16 protein-coding genes are annotated in these 16,063 nt (G+C 68.8%); 9 read left to right on the forward strand and 7 right to left on the reverse strand.

The window, feature by feature from the left end; translation table 11 throughout:
• Positions 1-53: 53 nt before the first annotated feature.
• The 3 genes from OCL97_RS09540 to OCL97_RS09550 all read right to left on the reverse strand — a co-directional run bounded on the left by OCL97_RS09540 (position 54) and on the right by OCL97_RS09550 (position 3,621).
• Positions 54-1,310 (reverse strand): cytochrome P450, encoded by a 1,257-nt coding sequence (locus OCL97_RS09540; protein WP_304783215.1) that lies wholly within the window; start codon positions 1,308-1,310, stop codon positions 54-56.
• A gap of 111 nt (positions 1,311-1,421) precedes the next feature.
• Entirely contained in the window at positions 1,422-2,708 is a 1,287-nt protein-coding gene (locus tag OCL97_RS09545; RefSeq protein WP_305762834.1) for an MFS transporter, read from the reverse strand.
• A gap of 82 nt (positions 2,709-2,790) precedes the next feature.
• The gene (locus OCL97_RS09550; RefSeq protein WP_377369655.1) at positions 2,791-3,621 is read right to left on the reverse strand and encodes a 2-keto-4-pentenoate hydratase; all 831 of its coding nucleotides are present in this window, start codon (positions 3,619-3,621) and stop codon (positions 2,791-2,793) included.
• Positions 3,622-3,739: 118 nt separating this feature from the next.
• Between OCL97_RS09550 and OCL97_RS09555 the strand changes: the two genes are divergently transcribed.
• On the forward strand, positions 3,740-5,071 hold the full coding sequence (locus OCL97_RS09555) for a pectate lyase family protein (RefSeq protein WP_377369657.1): 1,332 nt from the start codon (positions 3,740-3,742) through the stop codon (positions 5,069-5,071).
• 136 nt (positions 5,072-5,207) lie between these two features.
• The gene (locus tag OCL97_RS09560; protein ID WP_304783206.1) at positions 5,208-6,248 is read left to right on the forward strand and encodes a LacI family DNA-binding transcriptional regulator; all 1,041 of its coding nucleotides are present in this window, start codon (positions 5,208-5,210) and stop codon (positions 6,246-6,248) included.
• Between the two features lie 3 nt (positions 6,249-6,251).
• Here the strand turns inward: OCL97_RS09560 and OCL97_RS09565 are convergent, their stop codons facing one another.
• Together OCL97_RS09565 and OCL97_RS09570 are read right to left on the reverse strand one after the other, a co-directional pair.
• Positions 6,252-6,599, reverse strand: coding sequence for a HepT-like ribonuclease domain-containing protein (locus OCL97_RS09565; protein WP_377369659.1), 348 nt, complete (start codon positions 6,597-6,599; stop codon positions 6,252-6,254).
• On the reverse strand, positions 6,592-6,894 hold the full coding sequence (locus OCL97_RS09570; RefSeq protein ID WP_377369661.1) for a nucleotidyltransferase family protein: 303 nt from the start codon (positions 6,892-6,894) through the stop codon (positions 6,592-6,594). The genes OCL97_RS09565 and OCL97_RS09570 overlap by 8 nt, the downstream gene beginning before the upstream one ends.
• 314 nt (positions 6,895-7,208) lie before the next feature.
• Here OCL97_RS09570 and OCL97_RS09575 point away from each other — a divergent pair, with 314 nt between their 5' ends.
• From OCL97_RS09575 to OCL97_RS09595, 5 genes are all read left to right on the forward strand, one after another.
• On the forward strand, positions 7,209-8,747 hold the full coding sequence (locus OCL97_RS09575) for a cryptochrome/photolyase family protein (RefSeq protein WP_377369663.1): 1,539 nt from the start codon (positions 7,209-7,211) through the stop codon (positions 8,745-8,747).
• A 5-nt stretch (positions 8,748-8,752) separates the two neighbouring features.
• Positions 8,753-8,893, forward strand: a complete 141-nt coding sequence (locus OCL97_RS09580; protein ID WP_457852594.1) for a DUF2256 domain-containing protein — start codon at positions 8,753-8,755, stop codon at positions 8,891-8,893.
• A 31-nt stretch (positions 8,894-8,924) separates the two neighbouring features.
• Entirely contained in the window at positions 8,925-9,536 is a 612-nt protein-coding gene (locus tag OCL97_RS09585; protein WP_377369665.1) for a CDP-alcohol phosphatidyltransferase family protein, read from the forward strand.
• Positions 9,537-9,616: 80 nt separating this feature from the next.
• Complete coding sequence (locus OCL97_RS09590; RefSeq protein WP_377369737.1) at positions 9,617-10,429, forward strand: DUF1499 domain-containing protein; 813 nt, start codon at positions 9,617-9,619, stop codon at positions 10,427-10,429.
• Between the two features lie 13 nt (positions 10,430-10,442).
• Positions 10,443-11,549 (forward strand): NAD(P)/FAD-dependent oxidoreductase, encoded by a 1,107-nt coding sequence (locus tag OCL97_RS09595; RefSeq protein WP_377369667.1) that lies wholly within the window; start codon positions 10,443-10,445, stop codon positions 11,547-11,549.
• On the opposite strand, the gene OCL97_RS09600 is transcribed toward OCL97_RS09595, so the two are convergent.
• Positions 11,533-12,957, reverse strand: a complete 1,425-nt coding sequence (locus OCL97_RS09600) for a dihydrolipoyl dehydrogenase family protein (RefSeq protein WP_377369669.1) — start codon at positions 12,955-12,957, stop codon at positions 11,533-11,535. The two genes, OCL97_RS09595 and OCL97_RS09600, sit on opposite strands and share 17 nt — an antisense overlap.
• Positions 12,954-13,670, reverse strand: coding sequence for a TVP38/TMEM64 family protein (locus tag OCL97_RS09605; RefSeq protein WP_304783179.1), 717 nt, complete (start codon positions 13,668-13,670; stop codon positions 12,954-12,956). Before OCL97_RS09605 ends, OCL97_RS09600 begins: the two co-directional genes overlap by 4 nt.
• Before the next feature lie 220 nt (positions 13,671-13,890).
• Between OCL97_RS09605 and OCL97_RS09610 the strand changes: the two genes are divergently transcribed.
• Complete coding sequence (locus OCL97_RS09610; protein ID WP_377369671.1) at positions 13,891-15,555, forward strand: class I adenylate-forming enzyme family protein; 1,665 nt, start codon at positions 13,891-13,893, stop codon at positions 15,553-15,555.
• Positions 15,556-15,580: 25 nt separating this feature from the next.
• Positions 15,581-16,024 carry a GFA family protein gene (locus tag OCL97_RS09615; protein ID WP_377369673.1) on the forward strand — a complete coding sequence of 148 codons (444 nt, stop codon included), beginning with the start codon at positions 15,581-15,583 and terminating at the stop codon, positions 16,022-16,024.
• Positions 16,025-16,063 lie beyond the last annotated feature (39 nt).

The following is a 16,063-nucleotide window of genomic DNA, read 5'->3' on the forward strand; positions in this document are numbered from 1 at the left end:
CAGATTGGGGGGCGGCGTGATTATTGCGCGATACTGTCAGAATTTGGCAGTGATCAATAACGGGTAGGAATGATCACCTTCATGCTCTCGTAGCCCTTCACGAAGCTGGAATAGACCCGCTTCGGCTCGGCGACGACCTGGATGTCGGGGAAACGCGCCAGGATTTCTTCCCAGATGATCTTCAGCTGAAGTTCGGCCAGGCGGTTGCCCACGCAACGGTGGATGCCGAAGCCGAAGGAGATGTGCTGGCGGGGACGTTCGCGGTCGATGATGTAGGCGTTCGGGTTCTCGATCACCTCGTCGTCGCGGTTGCCCGAGACGTACCACATGACGACCTTGTCGCCCTTTTTGATGGTCTTGCCGCCGATGTCGAAGTCGCGGGTGGCGATGCGGCGCATGTGGGCCAGCGGGGTCTGCCAGCGGATGGTCTCGGAGACCATCGACGGGATCAGGCCCGGGTTTTCCCGCAGCTTCCTGTACTGGTCGGGGTTCTGATTCAGCGCCAGCACCGAGCCGGTGATGGTGTTGCGGGTGGTGTCGTTGCCGCCGACGGTCAGCAGCACGACGTTCCCGAAGTACTCGCGCGGCTCCATGTTCCGGGTGGCCTCGCCATGGGCAAGCATGGAGATCAGGTCACCGGCCGGGGGCGCGTTGACCCGCTCGTTCCACAGCTTGGTGAAATAGGCGTGGTACTCGACGAAGATCTCCATCTTCTGCTCGATGGTGTCGATCAGGCCCTGGCCCGGCGCCGCGGTGACCACGTCGGACCAGTAGGTCAGCTTGCGGCGGTCTTCCTGCGGCATGTCGAACAGGGTCGCCAGGGTCATGGCGGTCAGTTCCATGGAGACCTTGTCGACCCAGTCGAACTCCTCGCCGATCGGCAGGCTGTCGAGGATCTTGCTGGCGCGTTCGCGGATCAGCGGCTCCAGGATGGCCAGGTTCATCGGCGAGACCGCCGGGCTGACCGTCTTGCGCTGCACGTCGTGCTTGGGCGGGTCCATGGCGATGAACATCGGCAGGGGGCCTTCGCCGGCCGTCTGATTGGCGATGGTGATGCCGCCCTCGGAGGAGAAGGCCTCGTGGTTGGTGTCCACGGTCATGATGTCGTTGTACTTGGTGATCGACCAGTACGGGCCGAACTCGTGCTCGGCGGTGTAGTGGACCGGGTCTTCCTTGCGCAGGCGCTCGAAGATCGCCCAGTGCGCGTCCTGGCGGAACAGTTCGGGCTGGGCCGGATCCAGCAGTTCCAGAGGCGTGGCGTAGACTTTCGCGCGCACGTCGCTGTTCAGGTCGATCGATCCGTCGCTCATGTCCGTTCCTCCGGTTGACCTGCCATTGGCGGAAAATGACGCCTGCGTCAACTTGAGACGGCGCCGGCGGATCACAAGGCCTCGTGATAGGCCCCCAGAAGCGGCCTCCGCCTAAACCTTCGCCGGGGCCATCCTCGGGGAGAGCAGGTGCACAGACAGCAGGGCCAGGAAGTAGATGCAGCCGCAGACCGCGAAGATCGGGCCATAGCCGCCAGCGGACTCCAGCACCTGGCCCACCGACTTGGCCATCACCATGCCGCCGATCCCGCCCAGCATGCCGCCGATGCCGATGACCGAACCCACGGCGCTTCGGGGGAAGACGTCGCCGGGCAGGGTGTAGAGATTGGCCGAGAACGCCTGGTGCGCGGCGGCCACGAGGCCGACCACGGCGGTCGCCGTCCACAGGTCGTCGATCTGGGTGATGAAGAAGTAGGGCAGGGTGGCGAAGGCGCAGACCAGCATGGTCATCTTGCGCGAGAAGTTCAGGCTGCGCCCGGCCTTCATCAGCCGCGAGGACATCCAGCCACCGCCGACGCTGCCGACGTCGGAGATGAGATAGACCGCCGCCAGCACCAGGCCGAACGTGGTGACGTTCAGGTCGAAGGTCTTCTTGAAGTAGTCCGGGAGCCAGAACAGTAGCATCCACCAGACCGGATCGATCAGGAACTTGCCCAGCGCGTAGGCCCAGGTCTCCCGCTTGGTGGCCACCTTCAGCCAGCTGACCTTCTGGTCGGAATCCTCGGGGTCGGAGCGGATGTGGGCGAGCTCGGCGGCGTTGACCTTGGGCTCCTTTTCCGGCGACCGGTACATGACCAGCCAGGCCACGATCCACAGCATGCCGATCACGCCGGTGATGATGAAGGCCGCGCGCCAGCCGTAGGCCAGCATGATCATCGGGGCGACCAGGGGGGTGATCACCGCCCCGATATTGGCGCCGGCGTTGAAGATCCCGGTGGCGAAGGCGCGCTCCTTCTTGGGGAACCACTCGGTGACGGCCTTGACCCCGCCGGGGAAGTTGCCGCCTTCACCGATCCCCAGCAGGACGCGGACCAGGAAGAACTGGTTCAGGGTGCTGGCGCCGGCGTGGGCGATATGGGCCAGCTGCCAGATGATGAAGGCCGTGGCGTAGCCGATCTTGGCGCCCACCCGGTCCACGAAGGCCCCGAACAGCAGGTAGGAGGCGGCGTATGCCGCCTGAAAATAGAAGACGATGTCGGCGTAGTCGGTCTCGCTCCAGCCCATCTCGTCGGACATGAAGGGCTTGAGCACCCCCAGCATCTGCCGGTCGACATAGTTGATCACCACGGCGGTGAAGAGCAGGGCGCAGATCACCCAGCGGCGGCGGGTCATCTTGCCGTCCGCCGTGGCGGCGGGCCCGGTGTCGGTGGTGGTGGTCATGGACAGAACGCCCTTTTGTTTCTTCGCCTTGGCGACATCTCTTGAACCCCCGCGCCGTCGCCGAGCGCGGGAGATTGTCTCGTCAGGTCGCGGGCTTGGCCGGGTAGGCCACGCACGCGATCTCGCCGTAGCCCTCGAAGCGCACGGCGCCCTTCTCGCCCGCGGCGATGTCATGGATGCCGGCCGCCGCGCCGGTGCAGATGTACATGCCGGCCTTCAGCGGACGGCCGCGCCGGGCGGTGTGCTCGGCCAGGAAGCGGATGGATTCCACCGGCCCGCCCGGCAGGATGAAGGCGCCGCCCTGGCCCACGACCTTGCCCTCGATCACGGTCTCGCAGCGCAGATCGTCCAGCCGGCGTTCGCGCCAGTCGGCGATCTCCGCCCCCACCATCAGGCCGGCGTTGTTGCCGAAGTCGGAGACCACCACGGTGGGGCCCAGGAGGTTGATGCTGGCCAGCGGGCTGCCCGCCGGCTCCATGCCCATGTGCAGGGCGGCGATCAGGTCGGAGGCCTCCTGCGCGGTCCAGGTCAGCTTGTCGGCCGGGGCGTCGAAGGCGATGCGCGCCACATACTCGGCCTCCACGGCCGCGAACCCGCCTTCGAAGACCGGGAAGGGGGTCACCTCGCCGGGCTTAACGTGCCACAGCGACTTGGCGAAGATCGGGCCGCAGATGCGGTTGCTGTTCAGGCGCGCCTCGTGTTCGGGCGGCACCCGCCCGACTTTCCAGCCGACCACCTCGTCAGGCCACAGCGCAAGCGCCGCGTCCTGCACGCGATAACCGGTGGCGAGGTCGCTGGGCACGGGGCCGGGAAAGTCTGGAAGGGCGGCGGCCGACAGGCGCGCGCGGACGAACCGCGCCGCCACGTCGTCCGTGGGAAAGCCATCGGCCGTGCTTGCCGCCGGAACGCTCACGCGGAATCGCCTCCCCACTCCCTCGCCCCCGAAAGGCGCTGTTGTCTCTAGAGGAAACCGGTGTCATTTTCAAATCAAGTCCCAAATTCGCAATTTTGGGGACATCAGGGAGAACCTCATGGGCATCCGTCTCGCCATCGCCGCGGCGCTTTCCATCCTGCTGGCCGCCGGCGCCGGCCAAGCCGCAGAGCCCCTGGCCTTTCCGGGCGCGCAGGGCTGGGCGGCGACGACCCCCGGTGGGCGCGGTGGCCGGATCATCAAGGTCACGACGCTTGCCGGCGACGGCCCTGGCTCCCTCCGCGAGGCCGTGGAGGCCAAGGGGCCGCGCATCGTGGTCTTCGAGGTGGGCGGTGTGATCGACCTGGATCGCAAGACCATCAAGGTCACCGAGCCTTTCCTGACCATCGCGGGCCAGACGGCGCCCTCGCCGGGCGTCACCCTGATCCGCGGCGGCATGGATATCGGCGGCCACGACGTGGTGATCCAGCACATCCGCGTGCGCCCCGGCGAGGCCGGTCAGGCCAAGAAGAGCGGCTGGAACGAGGACGCCATCTCCACCGCCGGCGCGGCCTGGAACATCATCGTCGACCACTGCACCCTGACCTGGGCCAGCGACGAGAACCTCTCGGTCTCAGGCCCCCGATTCACCGGGAACACGCCGGAGGAATGGCGTGCGGGCACCAGCCGCCGCATCACCTTCTCCAACAACATCATCGCCGAGAGCCTGGCCCACTCGACCCACGACAAGATCGAGCATTCCAAGGGCACCCTGGTCCATGACAACGTCACCGACCTGCTGATCGTGGGCAATCTGTACGCCCACAATTACGAGCGCAGCGCGCTGTTCAAGGGCGGGGTCCACGCGGTGATGGCCAACAACCTGATCTACGATCCAGGCCAGCGCGCGGTGCACTACAACCTGCAGGCCGAAGAGTGGGGCAGCCGTCCCTTCCAGGTCGGCAAGATCGTGGCGGTGGGCAACGCCCTGCGGGCCGGGATCGACACCCCGGTCGACCAGATCGCCTTCTTCCAGCTCGGCGGCTATGGCGACGTGGAGTACCACGCCCGCGACAACATCGCCGTGGACAGCATCGGTCGGCCCCTGCCCATGCTCGGGCGCTACACCACCTCGCCGGCCAGGATCATCGAGGTGAAGACCCCGCCGGTCTGGCCGCAGGGCCTGGAGCCCATGCCCGCCACCGCCGTGCAGCAGAGCGTGCTGATGACCGCCGGCGCCCGTCCCTGGGACCGCGACTATGACGACGTCCGCCTGATCGCCGACGTGGCCGAGGGGCGTGGCCGGATCATCGATTCCGAGAACGACCTGCACGGTTATCCTACCCAGACCCCCACCCGGCGGCCCTTCAACGAGGCCGATTGGAGCCTGGACGACATGACCCCCAGGCGGCCCGAGGTGCTGGACTCCGGGACCAAGGCGCGGGGCACCTAGAGGCGGGCCCCGGATCGTTGTCGAAGCTCGGGGCCAGGAGTAACTCGTCGGCCTGATCGGACCCCCGACAGGTCCGCTTGGCGCGACGCCGCGGCGCGGGTTATGACACCGGGACAAGAATGAGGACATTTCCCCCGTGGCGGCACGCGATCCAGGCTCCGACAAGACCAAGCGGCACACCATCAACGACGTCGCCCGCCTGGCCGGGGTGTCGAAGAAGACGGTCAGCCGGGTCATCAACGAGAGCCCCTTCGTCAAGGAGGAGACCCGCAAGGCGGTCCTGGAGATCATGCGCGAGACGGGCTACGTCCCCGATCCGCAGGCCCGCGGCCTGGCCTTCCGCCGCTCCTTCCTGGTGGGGCTGATCTACGACAACCCCAACCCCCAGCACACCATCAGCCACCAGCAGGGCCTGCTGGACGCCATGGCCGGCTCCGGATTCGAGCTGGTGGTTCGCCCGGTGGACCGCAACTCGCCCCGCCTGCTGGCCGACATGCGCGACTTCGTGGAGCGCCAGAAACTGTTCGCCGTGGTCCTGCCCTCGCCGGTGTCGGAGGACGAGAAACTGGCCGCCCTGCTGCGCGAGCTGGACGTCCCCTATGTGCGGATCGGCTCCGTCGCCCTCGACGAACCCGACCGCATGCTGGTCAGCCACGACGGCCGCGGCGCGGCCCAGGCCGCCCGCCACCTGGCCGACCTCGGCCATACCCGCATCGCCCTGATCTCCGGGCCCCCCACCTTCCGCTCCTCGATCGAGCGCAAGAAGGGCTTCGAGGAAGGCCTGGCCGAAGCCGGCCTGACGCTGTCCCCCGATCTCGCCAAGATCGGCGCCTACACCTATGAGAGCGGCGTCAACGCCGCCCTGGAGCTGTTCGCCCTGGAGGCCCGCCCCACGGCCATCTTCTGCCTCAACGACGAGATGGCCACCGGCGTCTACACCGCCGCCCGCGAAGCCGGCCTGCGCATCCCCGAGGACGTCTCGGTGGTGGGCTACGACGACGCCCCCATCGCCGTGCGCCTCTGGCCGCCGATGACATCGGTGCGCCTGCCCCTGCGCGACATGGGCCGGATGGCCGGCGAGATGCTGGTGCCCAACGCCCTGCGCGAGAAGCGGGCGGACGCCCACGAGGTGCAGCCGCAGCTGGTGGTGCGGGGGTCTACGGGGAAGGTGGGGTAGGGGTTACTCGGCCTCGGGCGCCAAGGGTTCCAGCGCCGCGATCAGGGGTTCCAGATGGTCCCTCGCCACTGCCCAGACCACGTCGAGACGCACCTCGGCGTAGCCGTGGATCAGCCGATGACGCATACCGGTGATCTCGCGCCAGGCGACCTCGGGATGGGCCGCCCGCAAGTCCTCTGAAACCTTGCCCGCCGCCTCGCCGATCACCTCCAGCGACCGGATCACTGCATTCTGATGCAGGCGGCTGACCATGAAACCAGCCTCGTCGAGGTCCCCCAGGAACGCGCCGACGTCGCGGGCGGCGATCAGGATGTCGAGCACAAGGGCGGCGTCACGATCGGCCTCAACCATAGACCGCCTGGGCCTCGGTCAGGATGCGGCGGCGGCGGATGAAATTGCGGCTGGCCTCTACGGCCTCGCGCTCCACCAGATCCACGGGGCGGCCAAGCAGGGCTTCCAGATCGGCCTTCAGGTCGCTGAACGCCGCCAGCTTGAAGCCGGGCGCGAAGGTCACCAGAAAATCGGCGTCGCTGCGGGCTGGATCAAAGTCGTGGCCCCGCGCGGCCGACCCGAACACCTCCAGCCGCGCCACCCCGTGGCGTCGGCAGAGCGACGCAAAATCCTGACGGGCGATGTCGGCGTGCATGGCGCGCCTCCGGGTGAAGGTCGAGGTTGCAGTGTAGCACAGGTGCGCGGATGCGTCTCAGAGGGCCGGACGCTCGGGGAGCGGTTCGGTGTCCCGGCCTTGTCCTGGGTCGCAGCAGCGCCGACAGAGGGGTCCTAGGCGCAAGCCTCGGATGACGGTGTTGGGAGCGGGCGAGACGGGGAAGACACCGCGACGGGAGCACGGTTCACCGGTACGTAGGCCTTCGGTCTTCCAACCGCGCGAGGCGCCATGATCCCTGACTGCACCCATGAGTCGGCGCCGCACACCTCAACCCGCAAGGCAGGTTAGCGCCTTTGACGGTCCTCCGCGTCATCCTCGCCGACCAGCTCTCCACCCGGCTGGCGGTCGTAGCGGCCGCCGACAAGGAACACGACGTCTTCCTGATGGCCGAGGTGATGGCCGAGGCGTCGTACGTGAACCACCACGTCAAGAAGATCGCCTTCCTGTTTTCCGCCATGCGCCACTACGCCCAGGCCCTGCGGGCGGCGGGGTATCAGGTGCGCTATGTGGCGCTGGAGGATGCGGGGAACAGCCAGAGCCTGCAGGGCGAGATCCTGCGGGCGGTGGCGGACCTGGCGCCTGACCGGGTGGTGGTCACCGAGCCGGGGGAGTGGCGGCTGCGGGAGGGGTTCGAGGCGCTGAAGCTGGCCCTGCCGGTCGAACTCGACATCCTGCCCGACACGCGGTTCCTGTGCTCGCACGACGCGTTCAACGCCTGGGCTGGCGACCGGCGCGAGCTGCGGATGGAGTACTTCTACCGCGAGATGCGCAAGCGCCACGAGGTGCTGATGGAGCCGGACGGCAAGCCGGCCGGGGGCCGCTGGAACTTTGATACGGAGAACCGCAAGCCGCCCAAAGCGGGGCTCAAGTCTCCGCCGCGCCTGAGCTTCAAGAAGGATGCGATCACCTGCGAGGTGCTGGAGCTGGTGCGGCGGCGGTTCCCGGACGGCTATGGGCGGCTGGAGCCTTTCCACTTCGCGGTGACGCGGCGCCAGGCCCTGCGCGAGCTGGACCACTTCATCGCCCATGTGCTGCCGGGGTTCGGCGACTATCAGGACGCCATGGTGGCGGGCGAGCCCTGGCTGCGCCACTCCCTGCTGGCGGCCTATATCAATGCGGGCCTGCTCTATCCGCTTGAGGTCTGCCGCAGGGCCGAGGCGGCCTACCGGGAGGGCCAGGCGCCGCTGAACGCCGCCGAGGGCTTCATCCGCCAGATCCTCGGCTGGCGGGAGTTCGTGCGCGGGGTCTACTGGCGGTTCATGCCGGGCTATCTGGAACAGAACGCGCTCGAAGCCCACGAGCCGCTGCCCTGGTTCTACTGGAGCGGCGAGACGCGCATGGCCTGCGTGCGCGAGGCCCTGGCCCACACCTATGACCACGCCTATTCGCATCACATCCAGCGGCTGATGATCACCGGAAACTTCGCTTTGCTGGCGGGCCTGGCGCCCAAGGCGGTGCACGAGTGGTACCTGGCGGTCTATGCCGACGCCTATGAGTGGGTCGAGGCGCCCAACACGCTCGGTATGGCCCTGCACGCCGATGGCGGGGTGCTGGCCTCCAAGCCCTATGCGGCCAGCGGCGCCTATATCCGCAAGATGAGCAACTACTGCCAGGGCTGCGCCTATGACCCCACCGTGGCGGTCGGGGACCGGGCGTGCCCGTTCAACGCCCTCTACTGGGACTTCATGGCCCGCCACCGCGAGCGGTTCAGCCACAACGCCCGCATGCCCTTCGTCTATGCCACCTGGGATAGGATGGGGGTCGAGCGGCAGGCCGGTCTGCGGGATCAGGCGCAGCACCACCTGACCGCCATGCGCGAGGGACGACTGTGAAGGGCGTGGCCAAGGCCGACCTGCCCACCAAGCTGTGCGCGGTGTGCGGGCGGCCTTTCACCTGGCGCAAGAAGTGGGCGAAGGTGTGGGACGAGGTTCGCTACTGCTCGGACGCCTGCCGCGGGCGGCGAAGCGGGGAAACCTGACGGGCGCACCTCTCAGGATAGGGCCTCTGCGATGTTCGATTCAAAGCTGCGACCGTGGATCGATCCGCCGCTGAACCGCTTGGGGCTGGCCCTGGCGCGGCGGGGGATCACGGCCGACCAGGTGACCGTGGCGGGCGCGGTGGCGGGCGGCGTGGCGGGGTTGGCCATCGGGTTGCAGCAGCCGCTGGCGGGGCTGGCGCTGATCGCGCTGAGCCGGCTGCTGGACGGCCTGGACGGGGCGATCGCGCGGGCCACCCGGCCCACGGACTTCGGCGGCTATCTCGACATCCTGTGCGACTACGTCTTCTACCTGGCCGTACCCCTGGGGTTCGGGCTCGCCGAGCCGGCGCATCTGCCCTACGCCCTGGCCCTGGTGGCCAGCTTCACCCTGACCGCCGTGAGCTTCCTGGCCTATGCGACCCTGGCGGCCAAGCGCGGGCTGGAGAGCGTGAGCCACGGCGCCAAGAGCTTCTTCTATAGCACCGGCCTGGCCGAGGGCGCCGAGACCATCGCGGCCTTCGTGCTGATGTGCCTGTTTCCCGCCGCGTTCCCGGTGATCGCCAGCCTGTTCACGGTCCTGTGCCTGCTGACCGTGGTTCAGAGGAGTCTGATCGCCCGGGCCGAGTTCCGCCAAGACCGCTAGATCGTACCGACGCGCCTGCCTGGTTGACGGCAGACCCCGTCGCCCTTCCAACTGCACTATGGAAACCCGGGGCCGAGATCATGAGATTTAACCTTGCGCGGCTGTCGCTGGCCGTTTCCCTGCTGATCCCCGTCTATTTCATGGCCGCGGCCCTGGGGGTGAAGTTCGGCCTGTGGCCCTGGCAGTTCGGACTGGGGGTGCTGATCGCGAAGTTCGCCCTGCCGGTTTTGGGGATCGGCCTGGCCCTGGCCCTGATCGCCCTGATCGCCTGCCTGGTCCGCGCGCCCCGGCGGGGCTGGGCCATCGCCCTGGCGGCGCTGCTGATCCCGGCGCTGGGGGGCGGCTACCTGGCCACGGTGCGGGCGCGGGGCGCGGCCATTCCGCCGATCCACGACATCGCCACCAACGTGGTCGACCCGCCGATCCACTCGGCGAGGGTGCTGGCGGACCGCCAGGCGCAGGGGGCCAATCCGGTCAACGCGCTGAGTGCGAAGATGTCGACGCTGAAGCCCTATCAGGCGCCGCAGTTCGCGGCCCTGGGCCCACGGACCCTGGGCGAGGTCGGGCAGGCTGCCTATCCGGCCGTCAAGACGCTGGCGGTGTCGGCGACCCCCGCTGCGACCTATGACGCCGCGCAGGCGCAGGCCCGCGCCGAGGGCTGGACGCTCGCGGCCGGTGCGCCGAGCTCGGGGGTGATCGAGGCGACGGCGGAGACCTTCTGGTTCGGCTTCAAGGACGACGTGGCCGTGCGTGTCCGGCGCGCCCCCGACGGCGAGGGTTCGCTCGTTGATGTGCGCTCCACCTCGCGGGTGGGGCTGAGCGATCTGGGGGCCAACGCCGCCCGTATCGAGGCCTATCTGGCGGGGCTGTCGAAGCGGTTGGCGAAGGGGTGAGGTCCGACCGGCAGTGACGGGGGTCCGCAGGCTGGCCCTGGTGGGCGCGGGCCATGCGCATCTGCACATCATCCACCACCTCGATCGCCTGCGGGCGGCCGGTGTCGAGCCGACCCTGATCGCGCCGCGTCAGTTCCACTATTCGGGCCTGGCCACCGGCGTGCTCTCGGGCGCCCTCGAGGTGGCGGCGGCGCGCGTCGACGTGGGCGCGCTGGCGGCGCGACTGGGGGTGGCTTACCTTGCCTGCGAGGCGTCGGACATCGACCTGGCCCGGCGGCGCCTGATCCTGGACGACGGGACAGAACACGAATTTGACCGGCTCTCCCTCAATGTGGGGAGCGTCACCCGAGACCGCCGGGGCCTGGCGGCGGATCCCGGCGTCTGGACCGCCAAGCCCCTGGACAGGCTGCTTGACCTCCGGAGCGCGATCGAAAGGTTCCTGCGGGCCAGGGGCCGCTCTCCCAGCGTTGTCGTGGCCGGGGGCGGACCGTCGGGATTTGAGATCGCCGCCGCGCTGGCCGGGCTTCTGGAGCGTCACCGCGTGGTTCCAGATGTGAGCCTGGTGGGCGCGGCGTTCGGCTGGGCGCCGGCGGCGCCGATCACCCGGCTGACGCGCTCCCTGGCTCGGCGCGGCGTGGTGGTCCTGCCGGGCGAGGTCCTGGTGCGGGCGGGTGACCACTGTGTGCTGTCAGAGGGCGCGCAGCGGCCCTGCGACATGCTGGTGCTGGCCACCGGCCTGGAGGCTGCGCCGATCATCGCGGCCCTGGGATTGCCGGTGGACGGCCGCGGACGCCTGCGGGTCACGCCCGAATTGCGGTCGATCAACGACGAGGGTGTCTTCGCCGCCGGCGACTGCGGCGTGATCGACCTTGAGCCTAGGCCGATGGCCGGCGTCTTCGGCGTGCGGGCCGCGCCGACCCTTTTGTGCAACCTCACGGCGACAGCGGCCGGCGGCCTCGAGCCCTATCTTCCGCAGCGGCGGTGGCTTTCGATCATGGACCTTGGCGACGGCTCGGGCCTGGCGCTGCGCGGACGGTTCTGGTGGCAGGGGCGCAGCGCCCTGTGGCTCAAGCGCCGCCTGGACGTCGGGTTTGTCGCGCGGGTCAGGCGAACCGCTTGAGGATCGACACCAGCATCCGTGTCCGGTCGGAAAACAGGGCCGGTGTGTACCACTGGCCGGCCAGCCGCTTGCCGATCTCGCTGCGGACCGGATAGGGCGCGATGGCGCTGGTCATCTGACTGAGTTTCAGCCGCGACGACAACATCAGCGCCCAGATGTGAATGTGATCGCCGGCATGTCGCCCCACGATGGTGACGCCCAGCACCTTGCCCTTGCTGGTGGTGACCAGCTTGCCGAAGCCGCGGGTGTCGCCCTCCGCCTGGGCCCGGTCGTTGTCGGTGAATTCGAACGTCTCGACCCGAATGCTGTCGCCGTGGGCCTTGCGCGCCTCGTCCTCATTGATCCCGATGGCCGCGAGTTCAGGGTCCGCATAGGTCACCCTTGGGACCTGTAGGTCGTCGGCGTCGACGGGCAGGGCGAAGATCGCGCGGCGGACCACCAGGCCCGCATGAGCGCCGGCCAAGTGGGTGAACTGTCCGCGGCCGGCAGCGTCCCCGACGGCGTAGACCCGACGGTTGCTGCTGCGCAGGGACTTGTCGGTTCGAATGCCGTTGCGGTCGTAGGCCACCCCCGCACGATCGAGGTCGAGCGTTTCCAAGGCCGGCTGGCGGCCCACCGCCACCAGCAGGTGGGAGCCTGTAATGGCGCGTTCGCCCGCCTCGGACTGCACGATGACCGTCGGCCCCGCCTCCACCCGCACGGCCTTGTGTCCGCCCAGCAGCTCGATCCCGTCGGCCTCGAGCTGGTCGATGACGGCCTGGGCCGCGCCGCGGTCCTCGCGGCCGAGGACTTCGCCGGCCTCGATGATGACCACCTCGGCGCCCAGCCTGCGGAAGGCCTGGCCCAGCTCGATCCCGATAGGCCCGCCGCCAAGCACGATCAGCCGTTCCGGCAGCGCCTTCAGGTCGAACACCGTCTCGTTGGTGAGATAAGGGACCTGATCGAGTCCCGGGATCGGCGGAACCGCGGCCCGCGACCCGGTGGCCACGACGATCTTGCGACCCACGACCCGGACGCTTTCGCTGGCCACGGTGCGGGCGTCCACGAACCGGGCGGATTCGCGCACCACGGTGACCCCCAAGCCTTCAAACCGAGACTGGCTGTCGACCGGGGCGATGGTGGCGATGGTGGCGTGAACGTGGGCCATCACGCGGGTGAAATCGACCGTCACGCCTTCGGTCGTCACACCAAGCCGGCCACCTGGGCGGGCGTCGTGGGCGGCGGTGGCGGCGGCGATCAGGGCCTTGGAGGGGACGCAGCCATAGTTGAGGCAGTCCCCACCCATCTCGCCCTTTTCGAACAGTACGACCTTCAGGCCGAGCTGGGCCGCGCCGGCGGCGACGGAAAGCCCGCCAGAGCCGGCGCCGATGACCACGATATCGGCCCGCATCTTTGCGATCTTGCTCATAGCGCCGGGCCCGATCTGGCGCGATGCCGCTGGAACAGGGTCGTCCCGAGGGAGAGGAGGCCGAGGGCGACCAGCGGCAGCAGGATCTTCGGCTCGAAGATCACGCCCAGATCGGGGGTCTCTCCCCGGGACAACAGTTCTCCGATGCCGGCGCCTATGCCGCTGTAGATGAAGGTGGCGGGCATGATGCCGAAGAACGTCGCCAGGGCGTAGGCTCGCAACGGCGCATGGGCCAGGGCGGCGGCCACGTTGACCAGCCAGAACGGGGCAAGAGGGATCAGACGCAGGGTGAGGATGTAGCCGAAGGCGCCCGCCTGAACACCGTCGATCACCGCCTTCAGGCGGCCCCCGGAAGCTTCCGCGCGATCCCGAAGCGTCTGGCCGAGGGAGGTCCTCACCGCATAGAAGACCAGCACCGCACCGATGGTGGCGCCTATAACCGTGGCGGCTCCGCCCAGCCAGGTTCCGAACAGGTATCCGCCCGTCAGGGTCAGGATGGTGGCGCCCGGCAGGCTGACCGCCGTGGCCACGGCATAGATCACCACGAAGGCCGCCAGGGCGAGGGGTAACCGCTCCGTCACCAGCTGACGCAGGGCGGCCTCATTGGCCTGGAGCGCTTCGAGGCTGATGTAGCGCGTGACCCCGCTGGCCAACATGGCGCCGACGGCGACCAGCAGCAGCAACAGGGGGAGATACCGTTTGACGTGGCCCATTGGATCTCCGGTGGCGCGTTGAACACCCCGTCATAGGGTAAGCTGACGCTGTGATCGACTCATCGCAGCGCTTCGCCGCCCATAGGGCCCGCTATCGCGGCCTCACGGTCACCTGGCGGGCGCCCAAGGGCTACGCCGACTGGACATCGCTCTCGAACTCTGGCGCCTAGCGCGCACTTGGCTCGGCGCCAGTTCGGGCGACTTCAGGGATGTGAGACACGTGAACAGGATTGAGGCGCTGGCGCAGCTGACTGGCCAGGGGCTGCCCTATGAGCTGACCGAGATCGAGGCGTTGGGCCGCCGGGTGCGGGCCTTCGCCAATGCGCCGGTCAACCTGCGAGCCCTGTTCGAAGCCGGGCGGAGCGACCTGCCGTTCATCGTCTATGAGGACGAGCGGCTGACATTCGAACAGGCGTGGGCGCAGTCGCAGCGGCTGGCGGCGGCGATGGTGGCCGACTATGGCGTGGGCAAGGGCGACCGGGTCGCCATCTCCATGCGCAACTATCCGGAATGGATCCTCGGCTTCATGGCGGCGACCTCGATCGGGGCGATCGCGGTGGCGATGAACGCCCTGTGGCAGCCGCACGAGATGGAATACGGGCTGAAGGACTCCGGCGCCAAGCTGCTGCTGGCCGACCAGGAGCGGCTGGACCGGCTGGCGGCCTGCGAGGCGCAGCCCGAGGGCCTGTCGGTGATCGCGGTGCGGGCGACCTCGCCCCTGGCGGCGGGCGTGCGCAGCTATGGCGAGGTGATGGCCGGCGCGGGTGAGGCGCCGCCGGCGCGCGAGGTCGGCCCCGACGACGACGCCATCATGCTCTATACCTCAGGCTCGACCGGGCATCCCAAGGGGGCGGTCTCCACCCACCGCAACATCATGTCGGCCCTGCTGTCCTGGGAGCTGGACGCCCAGGCGGGCATGCTGGCCGGGTTCGCGCCCGTGGTGGGCGGACCGCAGCCGGCGGCGCTGCTCTCGATCCCGCTGTTCCACGTCTCGGGCCTGCATGTCAGCCTGCTGCAGAGCTTCCGCGCCCAGCGCCGCCTGGTCTGCATGTACAAGTGGGACCCGGCCCGCGCCGTCGAGATCATTGAGCGCGAGCGCATCACCGGCTTCAACGGCCCGCCGGCGGTGACCGGAGACCTGGTGGAGATCGCGAGGCGCGAGGGCCGTGACCTGAGCTCGCTGATGGCCGTCGGCGGGGGCGGGGCGAGCCGCGCGCCGGAACAGGTCCGCGCCATCGACAAGGCCTTCCCCAACGCCGCCCCCAACACCGGCTGGGGCATGACCGAGACCAACGCCATCGGCACCAGCATCGCCGGCGCCGACTACCTGGCCCATCCGGCCAGCTCGGGGCGGGTGTCAGGCGTGCTGGACATCCGCATCGTCGATGAGGCGGGCGTTGAGCAACCCCGCATGGCGCGGGGCGAGCTGCAGATCCGCGGCGCCTCGATCATGCGCGGCTACTGGAACCGGCCCGACGCCAACGCCGAGACCTTTGTCGACGGCTGGATGCGCACCGGCGACGTGGCCTATGTGGACGAGGACGGCTTCGTCTACATCGTCGACCGCATCAAGGACCTGGTGATCCGCGGCGGGGAGAACATCGGCTGCGGGGCGGTGGAGGCTGCGATCCTGGAGCATCCCGAGGTGCTGGAGGCCAGCGTCTACGGCGTGCCGGACGAACGGTTGGGCGAGGAGGTGGGGGCGACGATCCATGCCCGTTCGCCCATCGACGAGGCCGAGCTGCGGGCCTTCCTCGAGCCGCGTCTGGCCCGGTTCGAAATCCCCCGATACTTCCATTTCGCCACCGAACCCTTGCCACGCATCGCCTCTGGCAAGATCCTCAAGCGGCAACTGCGGGACGAGGCGGCCGCGCGCTGGGGCTGAGCCTCGTCGAGAGAAGGAGCTGCCGATGGTCAGGGCCGCCTGTCACTGTGGCGCCGTGCGTATCATCCTGGAGCCGGCGCCGGCCTGGGTGCTGGATTGCAACTGTTCGATCTGCCGCCGCTACGGCGTGCTCTGGGCCTACCGCTCCGATCCCATCGGCAAGACCGAGCTCAGCGTGGAGCTCGTCCAGGGCGAGGACGCGGTTGAGGCCTATATCTGGGGCGACCGGTGGATCGGTTTCTGGCGCTGCAAGGCCTGCGGCTGCGTCACCCACCACACCGCCCTGGACCAACCCTCGACGATCCGCGCGGTCAACGCCCGCATGTTCGTGAACTTCGATCCCGCCAGCGTGATCCTCCACCGGAGCGACAACGCCCACACCGGCGCCTTCTGGACCCGGCCGGACGCCCCGATCCGGCAGGGCGGCCAGCCGCCGATGGACCCGCCCGGGCCTGACGACTGGCGCTAGGGAGGCAGGAGGGCTGTGGCGGGCGACTGATCCTCCTGA

Source organism: Phenylobacterium ferrooxidans (assembly GCF_042714595.1).
GTDB lineage: Bacteria > Pseudomonadota > Alphaproteobacteria > Caulobacterales > Caulobacteraceae > Phenylobacterium > Phenylobacterium ferrooxidans.

Coding starts and splice junctions, on each gene's coding strand:
- OCL97_RS09540 (WP_304783215.1), bottom strand. CDS start 1,310: ATGAGCGACGGATCGATCGACCTGAACAGCGACGTGCGCGCGAAAGTC.
- OCL97_RS09545 (WP_305762834.1), bottom strand. CDS start 2,708: ATGACCACCACCACCGACACCGGGCCCGCCGCCACGGCGGACGGCAAG.
- OCL97_RS09555 (WP_377369657.1), top strand. CDS start 3,740: ATGGGCATCCGTCTCGCCATCGCCGCGGCGCTTTCCATCCTGCTGGCC.
- OCL97_RS09565 (WP_377369659.1), bottom strand. CDS start 6,599: ATGGTTGAGGCCGATCGTGACGCCGCCCTTGTGCTCGACATCCTGATC.
- OCL97_RS09570 (WP_377369661.1), bottom strand. CDS start 6,894: ATGCACGCCGACATCGCCCGTCAGGATTTTGCGTCGCTCTGCCGACGC.
- OCL97_RS09585 (WP_377369665.1), top strand. CDS start 8,925: ATGTTCGATTCAAAGCTGCGACCGTGGATCGATCCGCCGCTGAACCGC.
- OCL97_RS09590 (WP_377369737.1), top strand. CDS start 9,617: ATGAGATTTAACCTTGCGCGGCTGTCGCTGGCCGTTTCCCTGCTGATC.
- OCL97_RS09600 (WP_377369669.1), bottom strand. CDS start 12,957: ATGAGCAAGATCGCAAAGATGCGGGCCGATATCGTGGTCATCGGCGCC.
- OCL97_RS09605 (WP_304783179.1), bottom strand. CDS start 13,670: ATGGGCCACGTCAAACGGTATCTCCCCCTGTTGCTGCTGCTGGTCGCC.
- OCL97_RS09615 (WP_377369673.1), top strand. CDS start 15,581: ATGGTCAGGGCCGCCTGTCACTGTGGCGCCGTGCGTATCATCCTGGAG.